16 protein-coding genes are annotated in these 15,493 nt (G+C 60.5%); 6 read left to right on the forward strand and 10 right to left on the reverse strand.

Going from position 1 to position 15,493, the window contains the following annotated elements:
* Positions 1–64 precede the first annotated feature (64 nt).
* Entirely contained in the window at positions 65–1,039 is a 975-nt protein-coding gene (gene ftrA / locus JFU11_RS06375) for a transcriptional regulator FtrA (RefSeq protein ID WP_201060109.1), read from the reverse strand.
* Positions 1,040–1,140: 101 nt separating this feature from the next.
* Between ftrA and JFU11_RS06380 the strand changes: the two genes are divergently transcribed.
* The gene (locus JFU11_RS06380; RefSeq protein WP_201060110.1) at positions 1,141–1,575 is read left to right on the forward strand and encodes a rhodanese-like domain-containing protein; all 435 of its coding nucleotides are present in this window, start codon (positions 1,141–1,143) and stop codon (positions 1,573–1,575) included.
* A 113-nt stretch (positions 1,576–1,688) separates the two neighbouring features.
* On the opposite strand, the gene JFU11_RS06385 is transcribed toward JFU11_RS06380, so the two are convergent.
* Positions 1,689–2,330, reverse strand: a complete 642-nt coding sequence (locus JFU11_RS06385) for a type 1 glutamine amidotransferase (RefSeq protein ID WP_201060111.1) — start codon at positions 2,328–2,330, stop codon at positions 1,689–1,691.
* 322 nt (positions 2,331–2,652) lie between these two features.
* Here JFU11_RS06385 and JFU11_RS06390 point away from each other — a divergent pair, with 322 nt between their 5' ends.
* The gene (locus tag JFU11_RS06390) at positions 2,653–3,432 is read left to right on the forward strand and encodes an ABC transporter substrate-binding protein (protein ID WP_123721131.1); all 780 of its coding nucleotides are present in this window, start codon (positions 2,653–2,655) and stop codon (positions 3,430–3,432) included.
* Positions 3,433–3,676: 244 nt separating this feature from the next.
* Positions 3,677–4,393 (forward strand): dienelactone hydrolase family protein, encoded by a 717-nt coding sequence (locus tag JFU11_RS06395; RefSeq protein ID WP_201060112.1) that lies wholly within the window; start codon positions 3,677–3,679, stop codon positions 4,391–4,393.
* Between the two features lie 11 nt (positions 4,394–4,404).
* Here JFU11_RS06395 and JFU11_RS06400 read toward each other — a convergent pair whose 3' ends face one another.
* The 5 genes from JFU11_RS06400 to JFU11_RS06420 all read right to left on the reverse strand — a co-directional run bounded on the left by JFU11_RS06400 (position 4,405) and on the right by JFU11_RS06420 (position 8,879).
* Positions 4,405–4,992: a hypothetical protein gene (locus JFU11_RS06400; RefSeq protein ID WP_201060113.1), complete on the reverse strand. Its 588-nt coding sequence runs from the start codon at positions 4,990–4,992 to the stop codon at positions 4,405–4,407.
* Positions 4,993–5,079: 87 nt separating this feature from the next.
* A complete protein-coding gene (locus JFU11_RS06405; RefSeq protein ID WP_201060114.1) occupies positions 5,080–5,835 on the reverse strand; it encodes a hypothetical protein in 756 nt (251 codons plus the stop codon).
* A gap of 453 nt (positions 5,836–6,288) precedes the next feature.
* Complete coding sequence (locus tag JFU11_RS06410; protein WP_201060115.1) at positions 6,289–7,467, reverse strand: acetyl-CoA C-acetyltransferase; 1,179 nt, start codon at positions 7,465–7,467, stop codon at positions 6,289–6,291.
* An 11-nt stretch (positions 7,468–7,478) separates the two neighbouring features.
* Positions 7,479–8,144, reverse strand: coding sequence for a CoA transferase subunit B (locus JFU11_RS06415; protein WP_052965168.1), 666 nt, complete (start codon positions 8,142–8,144; stop codon positions 7,479–7,481).
* Positions 8,145–8,180: 36 nt separating this feature from the next.
* A complete protein-coding gene (locus JFU11_RS06420) occupies positions 8,181–8,879 on the reverse strand; it encodes a CoA transferase subunit A (protein WP_123721136.1) in 699 nt (232 codons plus the stop codon).
* A gap of 149 nt (positions 8,880–9,028) precedes the next feature.
* Between JFU11_RS06420 and JFU11_RS06425 the strand changes: the two genes are divergently transcribed.
* Complete coding sequence (locus tag JFU11_RS06425; protein ID WP_201060116.1) at positions 9,029–9,928, forward strand: LysR family transcriptional regulator; 900 nt, start codon at positions 9,029–9,031, stop codon at positions 9,926–9,928.
* 152 nt (positions 9,929–10,080) lie between these two features.
* Here JFU11_RS06425 and JFU11_RS06430 read toward each other — a convergent pair whose 3' ends face one another.
* Positions 10,081–11,127, reverse strand: a complete 1,047-nt coding sequence (locus JFU11_RS06430) for a class I SAM-dependent methyltransferase (protein WP_201060117.1) — start codon at positions 11,125–11,127, stop codon at positions 10,081–10,083.
* Positions 11,128–11,425: 298 nt separating this feature from the next.
* Between JFU11_RS06430 and JFU11_RS06435 the strand changes: the two genes are divergently transcribed.
* Positions 11,426–12,253, forward strand: a complete 828-nt coding sequence (locus JFU11_RS06435; protein ID WP_201121244.1) for a DUF692 domain-containing protein — start codon at positions 11,426–11,428, stop codon at positions 12,251–12,253.
* A gap of 3 nt (positions 12,254–12,256) precedes the next feature.
* Entirely contained in the window at positions 12,257–13,015 is a 759-nt protein-coding gene (locus tag JFU11_RS06440; protein ID WP_201060119.1) for a putative DNA-binding domain-containing protein, read from the forward strand.
* Between the two features lie 306 nt (positions 13,016–13,321).
* Here JFU11_RS06440 and JFU11_RS06445 read toward each other — a convergent pair whose 3' ends face one another.
* Positions 13,322–14,629 carry an ATP-binding protein gene (locus JFU11_RS06445; protein ID WP_201060120.1) on the reverse strand — a complete coding sequence of 436 codons (1,308 nt, stop codon included), beginning with the start codon at positions 14,627–14,629 and terminating at the stop codon, positions 13,322–13,324.
* Positions 14,626–15,366: a response regulator gene (locus JFU11_RS06450; protein ID WP_007896007.1), complete on the reverse strand. Its 741-nt coding sequence runs from the start codon at positions 15,364–15,366 to the stop codon at positions 14,626–14,628. Before JFU11_RS06450 ends, JFU11_RS06445 begins: the two co-directional genes overlap by 4 nt.
* Positions 15,367–15,493: the final 127 nt, after the last annotated feature.

Consider the following 15,493-nt stretch of genomic DNA (forward strand, 5'->3'; position numbering starts at 1 on the left):
AAACGTGTGTACGACGCAGACTTTGTGGGAGCGGGCTGCCCGCGATGAGGCCCTCAAGCACACCTCAAGAAATCGCCTTTACCTCACGCCCAAACCGCTCCCGATAAACTGACGGCGGCACGCCTACCACGCTACGAAACGCCACCCGGAAACTCTCCACCGAACGATAACCGCAGCGCTGGGCAATCTGCTCGGTGTTCTGGCGAGTGCTCTCCAACAATTCGCGAGCACGGGCCAGGCGCTCATGTTGCAACCATGCCTTGGGCGGCAGGCCGCTGGCTTCGGTGAATCGCCGCAGGAACGTGCGTTCACTCATCGCCGCCTCGCTGGCAAGGTCGCGAACTTCCAGCGGTTCGTGCAGACGTTCCCGCGCCCATTGCATGACCCGCGACAGATCGCTGCGCGGCGTCGGGCTGACCGGTGACGGAATGAACTGCGCCTGGCCGCCGGTGCGTTGCGGTGACATCACCAACCGCCGCGCCACCGAGTTGGCCACTTGAGTGCCAAAATCCCGCGCGACCAGGTGCAGGCAGGCATCGATGCCGGCGGCGCTGCCGGCCGACGTGATCAATTGGCCCGAATCGACATAGAGTACGTCCGGGTCCACCTGTATGTCCGGAAAGCGTTCGGCCAGTTCAGCGGTGTAGCGCCAATGCGTCGTGGCGCCGTGACCGTCGAGCAAACCGGTGGCCGCCAGTACAAATACCCCGGAACAGATCGACAGCAATCGCGCGCCCCGGGCATGGGCCTGGCGCAGGGCGGCGAGCAAAGGTTCAGGCACCGCCGCGTTGCGGTCGCGCCAGCCGGGGATGATGATGGTCCGGGCCTCTTCAAGCAGTTCCATCCCGCCGTCGGCCAGCACCTGAATGCCGCCCATGGCGCGCATCGGCCCTTGGTCGACGGCGACGATACGATGCTCATACCAAGGGAAATCGAACTCCGGTCGCGCCAGACCGAAGATCTCCACGGCGATGCCGAATTCGAAAGTGCAGAGGCCGTCGTAGGCCAGAATCGCGACCAATCCAGGGGTGGGCTGCATTTGGCGGAAAATTCCCGGTGAGTGTCTTGTGCGCCACTGTAGCGGCAAGCGCGGGGCAGATAAAGTCTTCCCACACCCACCGAGACTTTGGAGTACAACCCATGCCCAGCCTGGTTCGCGAAATTCCCGCAGCCCCATCTGCCATTGCCCTGATGCATTTCAGCAACCGTCTGACCTTCGAGACCGATTGCTCCGACGTCTACGGCAGCCAACAGGCTGGCGAAGTGGATTTTGTCCTGGTGGATGTGCGCGGACCGTTGGCGTTCGAACGCGGACATGTGCCGGGCGCGATCAACATCTCGGGTCGACTGATCACGGCTGACGGCATGGCGGGTTATTCGAAATCCACGCTGTTCGTGGTCTATTGCGCAGGGCCCCACTGCAACGGCGCCAACAAGGCTGCGGTGAAGCTGGCGGCGCTGGGTTACCCGGTCAAGGAGATGATTGGCGGGGTGACGGGGTGGCTGGATGAGGGGTTTGAATTGAGTGTCGTGGTGCAACAGTCGGTCAGTACCGTGATCGGCTGCGAATGTTAATGTAGCCGAAAAGATCGCAGGCTTCGCCAGCTCCTACATTGACCGAGTACACCGGTGAAATTACGGCTGTACGTCCCCTGTAGGAGCTGGCGAAGCCTGCGATCTTTTGATCTTCAAACCGCTGTCCGCGCCGTCCACCACTGGTCGAGCGTCACCTGCAACCAGTCAAACACGACTTGATAGGCCGCGCTGTCCTGTGGCCCCCGCGGCAACGGCGATTCCTCGGCAAAGTGCTCATTGAGGGTCGCCACCGATTCGGCATTCCACTCCGGGTGAAACTGCAACCCCACCCGCGTAGCCCCGACGCGATACATCTGCTGCTCACACACGTCACTGCTGGCCAGCAATTGCGCATCCGCCGGTAGATCGATCGCATCTTCGTGCCATTCCAGCACCTTCAGCCTCTGGCCATCCGCAAAGGTCACGGTCGACCAGCCAGTTTCGGGGCGAGCCATGCGCCGCACATTCCCACCCAGGCTCAGCGCCAGCAGCTGCGCGCCCAGACAAATCGCAAACACCGGCGCGTCCTGATCCAGACTACCCGACAGCCATTGACGCTCCGCTTCCAGCCACGTCGGCCCGGCGTTGGATTCATAAGGCCCGCCCAACAGGATCACCGGTGCTGCACTCACCGGCGGCAACTGGCCGAGGTCGGCGCGAAACACGTTTAGCGTAATGCCACGGGCCCGCGCCCATTCGGCAATGGCGCCAGGACCTTCGGCAGGATGATGCTGGATCAGGTTCAACGTGGGCATCACGCTTCTCTTTCGGGAATGGGTTGGCGGGGTCAATGTGCCGCAAAAAAAAGATCATCGCCAGTGCGACTATTCAATCGGATCACGCCCGAAATCTTGTAGGTTTTGTCTGAAGCAAAGGATTGTCCTACAGCCCTTGCACCACCTTGGCGCACGCTTCAAGTGCCTTGAATCCCTTGGCTGTTTTTCTATAAGTATTTGTCGCCTAAACACAATTTGCCCTCCTGCAGCCGCTCTAGACTGCCGGCCACTTCGGTCTTCACTAACCGAAAGTTGCCAACAGAAAGCTGCCAATAAAAGCCTCCGCACACAGGAGTTATAAATGAAGAAGCGAGTGATGTTCGGTGCCCTGGCACTGTCGATGTTGTCCCTGACCGCCGTGGCCGATGACGCCAAGCCGATTCGCCTCGGTATCGAAGCCGGCTACCCGCCATTCTCGATGAAAACCCCGGACGGCAAACTCACCGGTTTCGACGTGGACATCGGCGATGCGTTGTGTGAACAGATGAAAGTGAAGTGCACCTGGGTCGAGCAAGAGTTCGATGGTTTGATCCCGGCACTGAAGGTCAAGAAAATCGACGCGATCCTGTCGTCCATGACCATCACTGACGATCGCAAGAAGAACGTCGATTTCACCATCAAGTACTACCACACCCCGGCGCGCTTCGTGATGAAGGAAGGCACCGACGTCAAGGATCCGCTGACCGAGCTCAAAGGCAAGAAAGTCGGTGTGTTGCGCGCCAGCACCCACGACCGTTTCGCCACTGAAGTGCTAGTACCGGCGGGCATCAACCTGGTGCGTTACGGTTCCCAGCAGGAAGCCAACCTGGACATTGTCGCCGGTCGCCTCGACGCGATGCTGGCCGACTCGGTCAACCTGGACGACGGTTTCCTGAAAACCGACGCCGGTAAAGGCTTCGCCTTCGTAGGCCCGACCTATGAAGACGCCAAGTACTTCGGCGGCGGTGCCGGCATCGCCGTGCGCAAGGGCGATAAAGAGCTGGCGGACAAATTCAACACCGCCATCACTGAAATCCGCGCCAACGGCAAGTACAAGCAAGTGCAGGACAAGTACTTCAATTTTGACGTTTACGGCCATTAATACGCCGTAGAAAAAAGTGGCCACTGTTGACGCGGTGGCCACTTTTTTTATTACCCTGAGAAACACATTTCTCGTAGGAGCTGCCGCAGGCTGCGATCTTTTGATCTTGTTTAAAAAGCAGGATCAAAAGATCGCAGCCTGCGGCAGCTCCTACGGTGGGACGGTGTATCGGCGGGAGACAGTGCGTCGGCGGAAAGAGATGTTAGGCTTTGCCCCGAATCCTGCGCTCTGTGAAGGAAGGTTTATGTTGAAGTTACTCGCTCTGCTCACGCTCCTGGCGTCCACCGCCGTCCACGCTCAAACCCCGCTGCACACCGATCTGCCGCTCAAGTACCTGGAACAGGCCGACGCTGAATCCCGCAACCAACCCTTGGTGATTTTCCTGCACGGTTACGGCAGTAACGAACAGGACCTGTTCGACATCAAGGATGAGTTGCCGCCGCAGTACAACTACCTGTCGGTGCGGGCGCCGATGACGTTGGAGGAGGGCAGTTACCAGTGGTTTCGCCAGAAGGGCGAGGGCGCCTATGACGGCGAGACGGACGACCTGAAGGCCAGCGGGCAGGTGCTGAGGGATTTTGTCGCACAAGCGGCGAAGAAATATCACACCGAAGCGGACAAGGTATTCCTGGTGGGTTTTAGCCAAGGCGCGATGATGTCCTACGAGGTCGCGTTGCGTCATCCCGAGGCGGTAGGCGGGATTGCGGCGTTGAGCGGGCGCATCCTGCCGGTGCTCAGGTCCGAGCTCAAACCGGATGAAAAACGCCAGCAGCTGGCGATTTTCATCGGTCATGGCACCGCCGACACACTCCTGCCCTACAACGACGGTACTGAGGCCGACAGCCTGTTGCAGCGCCTGTCACTCAAGCCTGAGTTTCATGCCTATCCGGGTGTCGGTCACAGCATCAGCGCCACCGAGGTGAAGGATTTGAGCGTCTGGTTGCAGCGCCTCAATCCCTGAATCGGTCGGGTTTATTTGCCGCTGACGATTTGTTTCACCAGTGTTTCGTGGCCAGTTTTGTCGTTGGGACGGGAGATGATCTGAACGATGGCCATGCGTGTGCCGGAAGCGGCCATCAACGTGCTGTCCAGCGTCATGCCACCGCCCTGGGTGGCGGTGCTGTCGATCTGCCGAAGGCCCAGGCCCGTGCCTTTCTGGGTCAGGCTTTTTTCGCTGGTTTTGTTGAAATCCGGCAAGGCGTTGCGTTGCTCGGTGGCGAACGCGGACACGGTGGCGTCAAGGAACTCACCGTCGTTGTCCTTGACGTTTGCGCCGCCGGGGATGGTGTTTTCAGCGGCGATCACCACGGTTTTGGTGGTCTGGTTGGTGTACATCGTGCCAGTCGCCCCGGCGGTGCCGGTGGCCGCGTCGCCGGCTGGCAGCGGGTTGGCGATGAAACCCTTGGGCAGGGTGAAGGTGAATTTGCCGCCGAGCATCGAGACCTTCTGGGCCGGCGCTTTATCGCTGGCAGTGGCTTTGGCCGCCTGCGCATTCAAGGCACCCAGGCTGGTAGCCGCCATCAGCAGCAGAACAACGGCTTTTTTACTCAACAATGACATTCAAACTCTCCTGGGGATGATCCACGCTTTGATGGCGATCATCCCACGGATCGCGATCGGTAGCAGCTGCCGCAGCCTGCTACGTTCTCACCTTGGACGCAATGCCAGCCGCTTGGTGATCACCAGCATCCCCAACGACACGCCTATGCCCAAGACAAACCCCAGCCATCCCAATCTCGGCAGCGCCAACGCCAGCACCAGACAAAACGCCGCAAACGAATACATCCCGGTTGCCGTCGCCCTGAGCAACGCTGCAGTAAACGCCGGGCCGCGAGTCTGCTGGGAGAACACCGCCATCACACTGCCCAGCACCGGGAATACCGCGAGCAGCCCGCTCCAGCGTTCGCCGACGGTGCTGGCCAGCAGCGTCACAGCCAATGTGAGCAGGGCGCCGGCCATCATGCGCATGAGCAGTTTGTCGGACTTCGGCGCCGGGCCTGAAGCGATGGGCTGCACCGTGGGAAACAGGTACGGCGCGGCTAGCAATGCGGTGGCGGCCGCGATCACCGAGAACACCAGCGACGGCGGAATCAGCGACAGCACAATGGCTGCCAGGGCCCAGACCAGCAGCGAAATCGTCAGCGTCCACGGCCAGCTCAAACGTTGTGCAACCTGGGCGTAGGTCACGCAGAAAGCAATCATCGCGAACATTGCCGACAGCGCCGCCGTTGCCGCCTGAGCGGCGAACATCACGCCTTGCTCGATGGCGAGAAAAAACAGAATCGGCCCGACCACCACCGGCAACCCGGACAGCCAACCGGCCACGCTAGGACCCCAGCGTTTACCGGCCAGGGAAATCAGCAAGAGAAATCCCGGAATCACCAGCAGTTTGAGCATCAGCACGCATGCGTCTCCGATCGGTGTGAGCCGGCCACGTTAGCATTGCGGGCGATGGATTGCTCAGCGCGGCTGGGCGGGCCTCATCGCGAGCAGGCTCGCTCCCACAGTTGACCGAGTCGACACCGACCCCTGTGGGAGCGAGCCTGCTCGCGATGAACGATTACGCGGTCTCCCGCCCAAAGGCCTCGACCAGATAATCGATAAACACTCAGGTCTTGGCCGATATCAACGTGCGGCTCGGGTAGTACAACGAGATCGGTCCTGCGTCGGCATGCCAGTGCGGCAACCGGTAATGATGCCGAAGCCAAGGCTCAAGTGGCCGCGTTGATCGAGCAATTGATCGTTCCCACGCTCTGCGTGGGAATGCCTCACCGGACGCTCCGCGTCCGCTTTTTGGGACGCGGAGCGTCCCTGGCTGCATTCCCACGCAGAGCGTGGGAACGATCATGAGTAGGGTTACCGCTCGATGGCCAGTGCTACGCCTTGGCCTCCGCCGATGCATAACGTCGCCAGGCCTTTCTTGGCGTCACGCTTGATCATTTCATGCAGCAAGGTCACCAGCACCCGGCACCCTGACGCCCCGATCGGATGGCCCAAGGCAATGGCGCCGCCGTTGACGTTGACCTTGTTCAAGTCCCATTCCAGATCCTTGGCCACGGCCAGAGATTGCGCGGCGAAGGCTTCGTTGGCTTCGATCAGGTCCAGTTGATCGATGGACCAACCGGCCTTGTCCAGGCAGCGGCGAGTGGCCGACACCGGGCCGATGCCCATGATCGCCGGGTCGACGCCCGCGTTGGCATAAGCGGCGATCTTCGCCAGCACTGGCAGCCCCAGCGCTTTGGCTTTTTCCGCACTCATCAGAATCACCGCCGCGGCGCCGTCGTTCAGCGAAGAGGCGTTGCCAGCAGTCACCGAGCCGTCCTTCTTGAAGGCCGCTTTCAGTTTGCCCAGGGAGTCGGCGGTGGTGCCGGCCCGAGGCTGTTCATCGGTGGCGAAGGACAGCGGATCGCCCTTGCGCTGCGGGATCAGGATCGGCGTGATCTCATCGGCAAACCGCCCGGCTTCGATGGCGGCCACGGCTTTCTGCTGGGAAGCGGCAGCGAAGGCGTCCTGTTGCTCACGGGTCAGGCTGTACTTCTCAGCCAGATTCTCAGCGGTGATGCCCATGTGGTAATCGTTGAACGCATCCCACAAACCGTCGCTGATCATCGTGTCGACGATCTGTGCGTGGCCCATGCGCAAACCGGTGCGGGCGCCGGGCATGACGTAATTGGACAGGCTCATGTTTTCCTGGCCGCCAGCGATGATCACTTCGGCATCGCCACAGCGAATCGCCTGCGCCGCCAGATGCAGGGCTTTCAAACCCGAGCCGCAGACTTTGTTCAGGGTCATGGCCGGCACGGCGAAGGGCAGGCCAGCCTTGATCGCGGCCTGACGCGCAGGGTTTTGTCCGGCACCGGCGGTCAGCACTTGGCCCATGATCACTTCATCGACTTGCGCCGGGTCCAGCCCGGTCTGCGCCAACAACTGGCGGATCACCGCAGCACCGAGGTCAACCGCGGACACATTGGCCAACGAACCCTGGAAGCTACCGATGGCAGTACGAGTGGCGGCAACAATCACGACTTCTTGCATGGAAGGGTTCCTCACTGGGCAGCGAACTGCATTTCCGGGACGTGGTCAGGCACGATCAGTTTACCAGCGGTCTTGGCGACGATTTCTTCGACGCTGACGCCCGGCGCGCGTTCCTTGAGAACGAACGCGCCGTCCTTGATTTCCAGGTAGGCCAGATCGGTCAGCACGCGTTTGATGCAACCGGCGCCGGTCAGCGGCAGGCTGCAACGCGACAGCAGTTTTGACTCGCCGTCCTTGGAGGCGTGGGTCATGGTGACGATGATGTTATCCGCACCGGCCACCAGGTCCATCGCGCCGCCCATGCCCTTGACCAGTTTGCCAGGGATCATCCAGGAGGCGATGTTGCCTTCGACGTCCACTTCAAACGCGCCCAGCACGGTCAGGTCGATGTGGCCGCCGCGAATCATCGCGAACGATTCGGCGGACGAGAAAATCGAGGCGCCGATACGCGCGGTCACGGTTTGCTTGCCGGCGTTGATCATGTCGGCGTCGACTTCGGCGTCGGTCGGAAAGGCGCCCATGCCGAGCAGGCCGTTTTCCGATTGCAGCATGACTTCCATGCCTTCAGGGATGTAGTTGGCGACCAGGGTCGGGATGCCGATGCCGAGGTTCACGTAGTAGCCGTCCTGCATTTCGCGGGCGACGCGCTGAGCCATTTGTTCGCGGGAAAGTGCCATTGTTGTTATTCCTTCATTCGGTCCGGGGGCAGGGGATCACTTACGCACGGTGCGCTGTTCGATGCGCTTCTCGAACGTGCCGCAAATGACCCGGTCGACGTAGATGCCAGGGGTGTGGATCTGCGACGGGTCCAGCTCGCCGGGTTCGACGATTTCTTCGACTTCGACCACGGTGATCTTGCCGGCGGTGGCGGCCAGCGGGTTGAAATTCTGGGCGGTGTGGCGATAGACCACGTTACCGAAATGGTCGGCTTTCCAGCCTTTGACGATGGCGAAGTCACCGGTGATGGATTCTTCCATCAGGTACTTGCGGCCCTTGAATTCGCGCACTTCCTTGCCTTCGGCCACCGGAGTGCCGACGCCAGTCGCCGTGAAGAATGCCGGGATGCCGGCACCGCCTGCGCGCATTTTCTCGGCGAGGGTGCCTTGAGGGGTCAGGTCGACTTCGATTTCGCCGCTCAGCAGTTGCTTCTCGAACAGCGCGTTTTCGCCGACGTAGGAGGCCACTACCTTGCGGATCTGCCGGTCTACCAGCAGCACACCGAGGCCGAAACCGTCGACGCCGCAGTTGTTGGAGACTACGGTGAGATCACGCGTGCCGCGGTGCTGGATCTCGGCGATGAGGTTTTCCGGAATCCCGCACAGGCCGAAGCCGCCGGAGATCACGGTCATGCCGTCTTCAAGACCTGCCATCGCTTCCTCGTAGGAATACACGCGCTTGTCGAACCCTGCCATATGCACCTCTTTTATTCTTTGTGGGCGGCTGGCTAGCCGGATGGGGAGGGAGTGTCACGCCGGAGGATTTATTTGTTAAGTTGATTTTTAAGGTTGATTGATAGATAAAACTCACTAATTAGTTTCGTACCTTGTTGGAGACAGTGGCCATGACCGTCAAACAGATCCGTGCATTCCTGGCCGTGGCCCAGAGTTTGAGTTTCGCCGTGGCGTGCGAGCGGCTGCACCTGTCCCAATCGGCGCTGAGCCTGACCATCAAGGCGCTGGAGGAGGGCTTGGGCGGGCGCTTGTTCACGCGCAATACCCGCAACGTCGCACTGACCGCCGAAGGCGAGTCGCTGCTGCCACTGGCTCGTCGATTGATCGCGGACTGGGACAATGCCGAGGATGATTTGCGCCAACGCTTCACTCTCCAACGCGGCCGCGTGACGCTGGCGGCGATGCCGTCGTTTGCCGGTAACTTGCTGCCACCGATCCTCAAGACCTTTCGCGCGCGTTATCCCAAGGTCAACGTCACAGTGAATGATGTGATCAACGAGCAGGTGCTGGAAATGGTTCGCGACCGTCAGGTGGAGTTGGGCGTGGCGTTTGAACCGACCCAGAGTTCATCGCTGGTGTTCACGCCGTTGTACATCGACCGGTTTGTGGCGGTGGTGCCGTTCGATTCACCGCTGGCGGAGCTGGACGACATTGATTGGCAGACCTTGCTCAAGGAACCGTTCATTACCTTGCAGCGACCATCGACGGTGCGGGTGATGCTCGAAGAACATTTACAGACGCGCGGCATGAAATTGCCGGTGGAGTTTGAAAGCCATCAATTGGCGACAGTCGGGCGGATGGTGGCTAGCGGATTGGGTGTGAGCGCGGTGCCGGCGTTGTGCGCCGGGCAGATGCGCGAGCTGGGGGCGCGTTGCATTACCCTGCGGGATCCGGTGGTGGAACGGGCAATCGGGGTGCTGACGACGGGGCATGAACTGTCGGCGGCGGCGCAGGCGTTGTTCGATATTCTCAAGGCCGAAAACCTTGGTGAGCGCTTGTCCATGCAGTGAACACGGTCATCTGTGGGAGCGGGCTTGCTCGCGAAGGGGCCAGTACAGTCAACATCGATGTCGCCTGACACTACGCCTTCGCGAGCAAGCCCGCTCCCACAGGATCCGGTTTCGTCATTTGCAACCTGCCCGGATGATGAGCCTGCCCTTGATTATTTACGCGCCTCCAGTATCAGGTTGAACGGCGTTTCCGTGGCCCGCCGGAACTGGGTGAATCCCGCCTCGGTGAAGACCTTGCGCAACCGTGCCTCACCTGCCTGGGCACCGAGCCCGAGGCCGACCTCCTGGGACAGTGAGTTGGGTGTGCAGATAAAGGTCGAGGCGGCGTAGAACAGTCGTCCCACCGGGGTGGTGTTGGCATCGAGCGTGTCGTTGGCGAAGGGCTCTACCAGCAGCACCGAGCCGTCGGGTTTGAGCGATTCATAGGCATGCTTTGCGGCGCCGACCGGGTCACCCATATCGTGCAGGCAGTCGAAGTAGCAGACCAAGTCATAGTCGTCGCCCGGATAGCTCTTGGCGGTGCCCTGGAAGAACCGCGCCCGGCCTTCCACACCACCTTCTTCGGCGCGCTGGGTGGCGACGGTGACCGAAGGCGCGTGGTAATCGAAACCGACGAACCGTGAGTTCGGAAACGCCTGGGCCATGATCACGGTCGAGGCGCCGTGGCCACAGCCGATGTCCGCCACCTTCGCACCGGTTTCCAGTTTGGCGACCACCCCGTCGAGGGCCGGCAGCCACTCGGCCACCAAATGCGCTTTGTACCCTGGGCGGAAGAATCGCTCGGTGCCGCTGAACATGCACGGATGGTGATCGCCCCAGGGCAGGGCGCCGTTACCGCGCATGGCATTGACCAGTTTGTCCTTGTCATGGAAAAACGACGCCACCACCCCGATACCGCCGGCTACATAGACCGGTGAATCTTCGATTCCCAGCGCCAGTGCTTGCTCTTCGGGCAGGCGGAACTGTCCGTCGCGGTGTTCCATGTAACCGGAAGCAGCGTGGGCGCTGAGCCATTCACGTAGCAGACGGGTGTTGCAGCCGGTCTTTTCGGCGAGTGCCTCGGGGGTGACTGGCTGACTGTCGGCCATGGCCCGGTAGAGGCCGAGTTCTTCGCCGAGGATGACGTTGGCGAGCATCGCCGCGCCGCCCATGTCGTTTACCAGTTTGCCCATGAAATCATTGAGTTTGGCCTCGTCCATCATGTGTGCTCCTTCAGCAGGATCACGGTCCAGAGGCATTGTTTGTCGAGGCATGCACCTTTGGGCGGTGATCGTGGGAATGAACAGGACGATAACCGCGTCCTGGCTCCCCTACGGGGGTAATCAACAAGTCTAGTTCGTGTATCCCACTGTATCTGACGGCCTGTCCGATACAGTGGCCTGAGAAGAGCGGTGTTTGTGAACACAGACCCGACACACCACGGCGCTTGACTGAGCTTGCCGGCCGGCACTGAGTTTTCAGACGCTGGAGACCGGATCCCAGGATGAGATCGACACCATGCAGACTCCCCTCACATCAGCGAAGACGAGCGTCGGGCTAGGCTTGCGCCGCGGTTTAATGAAGGACCTTCAAGCGGCCCCGGTGGGTGCTTTCGACTTTCTGGAAGTCGCGCCGGAAAACTGGATCGGCATCGGCGGCGCTCACGGCGTGGCGTTTCGCGCTTTGGCCGAGCGCTATCCGTTGTCCTGTCACGGCTTGTCTTTGTCTTTGGGCGGGCCGGCGCCGCTGGACGTCGGGTTCCTGCAGGAAGTGCGGGTCTTCCTCGATCACTACAAAGTGCCGCTGTACAGCGAACACCTGAGCTATTGCAGCGATGACGGGCATCTTTACGATCTGCTGCCGTTGCCGTTTACCGAAGAAGCGGTGCATCACGTTGCCGCCCGAATTCGCCAGGCACAGGACATTCTCGGTCGACGCCTGGCGGTGGAAAATGTCTCCTACTACGCCGCGCCCCGGCAGGACATGGACGAACTGACGTTCACCAACGCAGTGCTGCGCGAAGCTGATTGCGACCTGTTGCTGGACGTCAACAATGTCTACGTCAACTCGATCAATCACGGCTTCGATCCGCAGACGTTTCTGGTGGGCATCGACGCGGGGAGGGTGGTTGCCATGCATGTGGCGGGGCACTTTGATGAATCCGACACGCTGAAGATCGACACCCATGGCGCTTCGGTCAAACCGGTGGTCTGGTCGTTGCTGGCCGAGGCGTATGCGCGGTTTGGTGTGCAATCGACGCTGCTGGAACGGGATTTCAATTTTCCCGAATTTTCCGACTTAGTGAGCGAGTTACAGACCATTCGCCGCCTGCAAGGTGAGGGGTGAATCGTGGATAAATCGACGCTGTATCAGCAGCAAAACACATTGACTCGCTACCTGCGCGACCCCGACCACAACGCGCCGCCTGCCGGGATGGACGTGGCACGGTCGCAGGTTTATCGCGACCTGGTGTTTTCGAATCTGTCGTCGTTGCTCAGCGGGACTTTTCCGGTGCTGGTGAAGATATTGGGTGACGATGAGTGGCGTTCTCTGGTGCGGATCTTCCTGCGGGACTACCGCGCTCAAACGCCGAAATTCGGCGAGATCGCCCAGGAGTTTGTCGAGTTTCTCGCCTCTGAGCCGTTGGCGTTGAGCGATGGAACGTGGCCGCCATTCATGGTTGAGCTGGCGCATTACGAGTGGGTCGAGATGGCGCTGCAACAATCCGACGCCGAGCCGTTGCCGGCCAGCGATGCCACATTGCTGCTGGATCGACCGTTGCAGGTTTCACCGCTGGCCTGGCCATTGGCGTATGGCTGGCCAGTGCAGTTGGTGGGGCCTGATTACCGGCCGGACACGCCGGTAGTTCAGCCGACATTGCTATTGGTTCGTCGGTCCGAAGACTGGAGTGTGCGCTTCTCCGAACTGAGCCCGTTTGCATGGCGGTTGTTGCAGCGGATCGGGGAATTTCCTCAGCTTGATGGCCGAGCGCAGCTGGAAGGGCTGGCGGTGGAAGCGGGGATGGTTGGGTCGCTGGAGTTTATCGACAGTGGGTTGGCGTTGTTGCGGCAGATGCACGGGGAAGGGGTGATCGGCATATTTGCCTGACCGCACGCAATCCCCCAAACACCCAATATCCCTGTGGGAGCGAGCCTGCTCGCGATGGCGGAGTGTCAGCCACCATCAATGTTGGATGTGCTGGCCTCATCGCGAGCAGGCTCGCTCCCACATTGGATTTGTGGTGTTGCTGGTTTGTGGTTGGCATAGCTGTCTGACCAAGCACAGTACCCCCAAACACCCACGACCCCTGTGGGAGCGGGCTTGCCCGCGATGGCGGTGTGGTAGCCAACATCAATATTGGATGTGCTGGCCTCATCGCGGGCAAGCCCGCTCCCACAGGGATATTGGGTGTTATTAGGTCTTCGGCAACCTTAGCTCCGCACACAACCCACCGCCCTCGCGATTGCTCAATTTCAATGATCCTCCAATCGCGATTGCCAACTGCTGCGCAATCGCCAACCCCAACCCGGTCCCTCCCGTACTGCGATTACGCGAATTCTCCACGCGGTAGAACGGCTCCATTACCTGCGCCAACTCCTCTTCGGCAATCCCCGGCCCACGGTCCATTACCTTCACCGACAAGCTGCCATCAGCCTTCGCTTCCACCCACAACTCTGCCGCGCCAGCGAATTTCAGCGCGTTGTCTATCAGGTTCACCAGTACCCGCCGCAAGGCATGCGGTCGGGTGTTGATCACGGCCGTGCTTTTACCGTCGAGCTGCACGTTTTTGCCCATGTCCTGATAGTCGAACACCAGGCTGTCGAGAAACGAATCCAGATCGGTGCGACGACTCTCCTCGGTAGCACCATGGATGCTGCGGGCATAGGCCACGCCTTCGCGCACCAGGTGTTCCATCTCGCCGAGGTCGTTCCACAGTTTGTCTTTCTCGCTGGAGTCATCCATGAATTCGGCGCGCAGTTTCATGCGGGTGATCGGGGTTTGCAGGTCGTGGGAAATCGCCGCCAACAGTTGCATGCGTTCCTTGAGATAAGCTGCAATGCGCGCCTGCATCGCGTTGAAAGCCCGGGCGGCGTAAGCGACTTCAGTCGGGCCTTTTTCGTCCAGATGTATGGCGTGGGTGTTGGGGTCGAGTGTTTCCACCGCTTGAGCGAGGCGAGTGAGCGGGCGGATGGCGATTCTCACGGCCAGCCAGGTGCAGGCAATCATCAGCGCCAGTTGCCCTAGCAATACCGCCGGCAACCACGGCGACAACGGCACCATAGAAGGTCGCACATCGATGGTGACAGGGCTGCCGTCCTTCAATTTCAGGTGGGCCTGGAAGTGTTTTTTCGGGCCAGGGATGTCGGTAAAAGTCAGCGGGTAATCATGGCCGATGGCGTCCTGAATCGAGGTCACTGCAATCGGCACATCGCTGGCTGCCATCGGCGAGCCCGGCGAGCCTTCATTCAACAGATAGCTGTAGTTGGTGCGCTCCAGACGCTGCAGCCAGTTCACACGCTCATCGGCGGGCAAACGGTCGAGGATGGCGAGGGAGGTCGAGACGTCGGTTTCCAGGTTACCCAACATCGTATTTTTTGCACTTTCGTAGCGCTCGTAGTACTGAGCGCCAAAGGACAGCGCCTGGGCGAGGATCAGGCCGATCAGGAAAATCAGCGACAGCCGCGAGGCCAGCGTGCGAGGCCAGTGCAGCGCAAGATTCATGACGGCGCACCGAGCACTTCCACCGGCAGGGAAAACACATAGCCTTCACTGCGCACGGTCTTGATGTAGGCAGGTTCCCGGGCATCGTCGAGCAGGCGCTGACGCAAGCGGCTCACCAGCAAATCGATGGAACGGTCGAACAGATCGGCATCGCGGCCTTGAGTCAGGTTGAGCAATTGGTCGCGATTGAGCACCCGCTGAGGATGGTCGAGGAATACTCGCAGCAGGCGATATTCCGCGCCGCTGAGGGCAACCATGGTGCCGTCCTCATCCAGCAGATGCCGGGCCGAGGTGTCCAGGCGCCAGCGACCGAACGCCAGCAGGCGACCGCTTTCGGTGATCACCAGATTCGGCGGCAGCATCCGCGTGCGCCGCAGCACGGCGTTGATGCGGGCGAGCAATTCACGAGCGGCGAACGGTTTGACCAGGTAATCGTCGGCGCCCATTTCCAGGCCGATGATACGGTCGGTTTCATCGTTGCGAGCGGTGAGCATCAATACCGGCGTGGCCTTGTGTTTGCCCGCGCGTAACTCGCGGCAGAGCACCAGGCCATCGTCGCCCGGCATCATGATGTCGAGCACGATCAGGTCCACCGGCGTGGACTCCAGAAACGAGCGCATCTGCCGTCCATCCGCCACCACGGTGGTGCGCAGGCCGTTCTTCTTCAGGTAGTTGCCTACCAGTTCCCGGATCTCGCGGTCATCGTCCACGATGAGAATGTGATCGACGTGTTCCATGAGCCAAGCCTCTAAGTGGGGGATGTCGCGCAGTCTATCGAGCCTCGGCCCGCTCGCCTGCCGCCGATTGTATTGCAGTGTATCTGGCGTGCCGAAAGATACACGGGGACGTAAAAATGGCTGATTT

Source organism: Pseudomonas sp. TH37, assembly GCF_016650735.1.
GTDB lineage: Bacteria > Pseudomonadota > Gammaproteobacteria > Pseudomonadales > Pseudomonadaceae > Aquipseudomonas > Aquipseudomonas farris.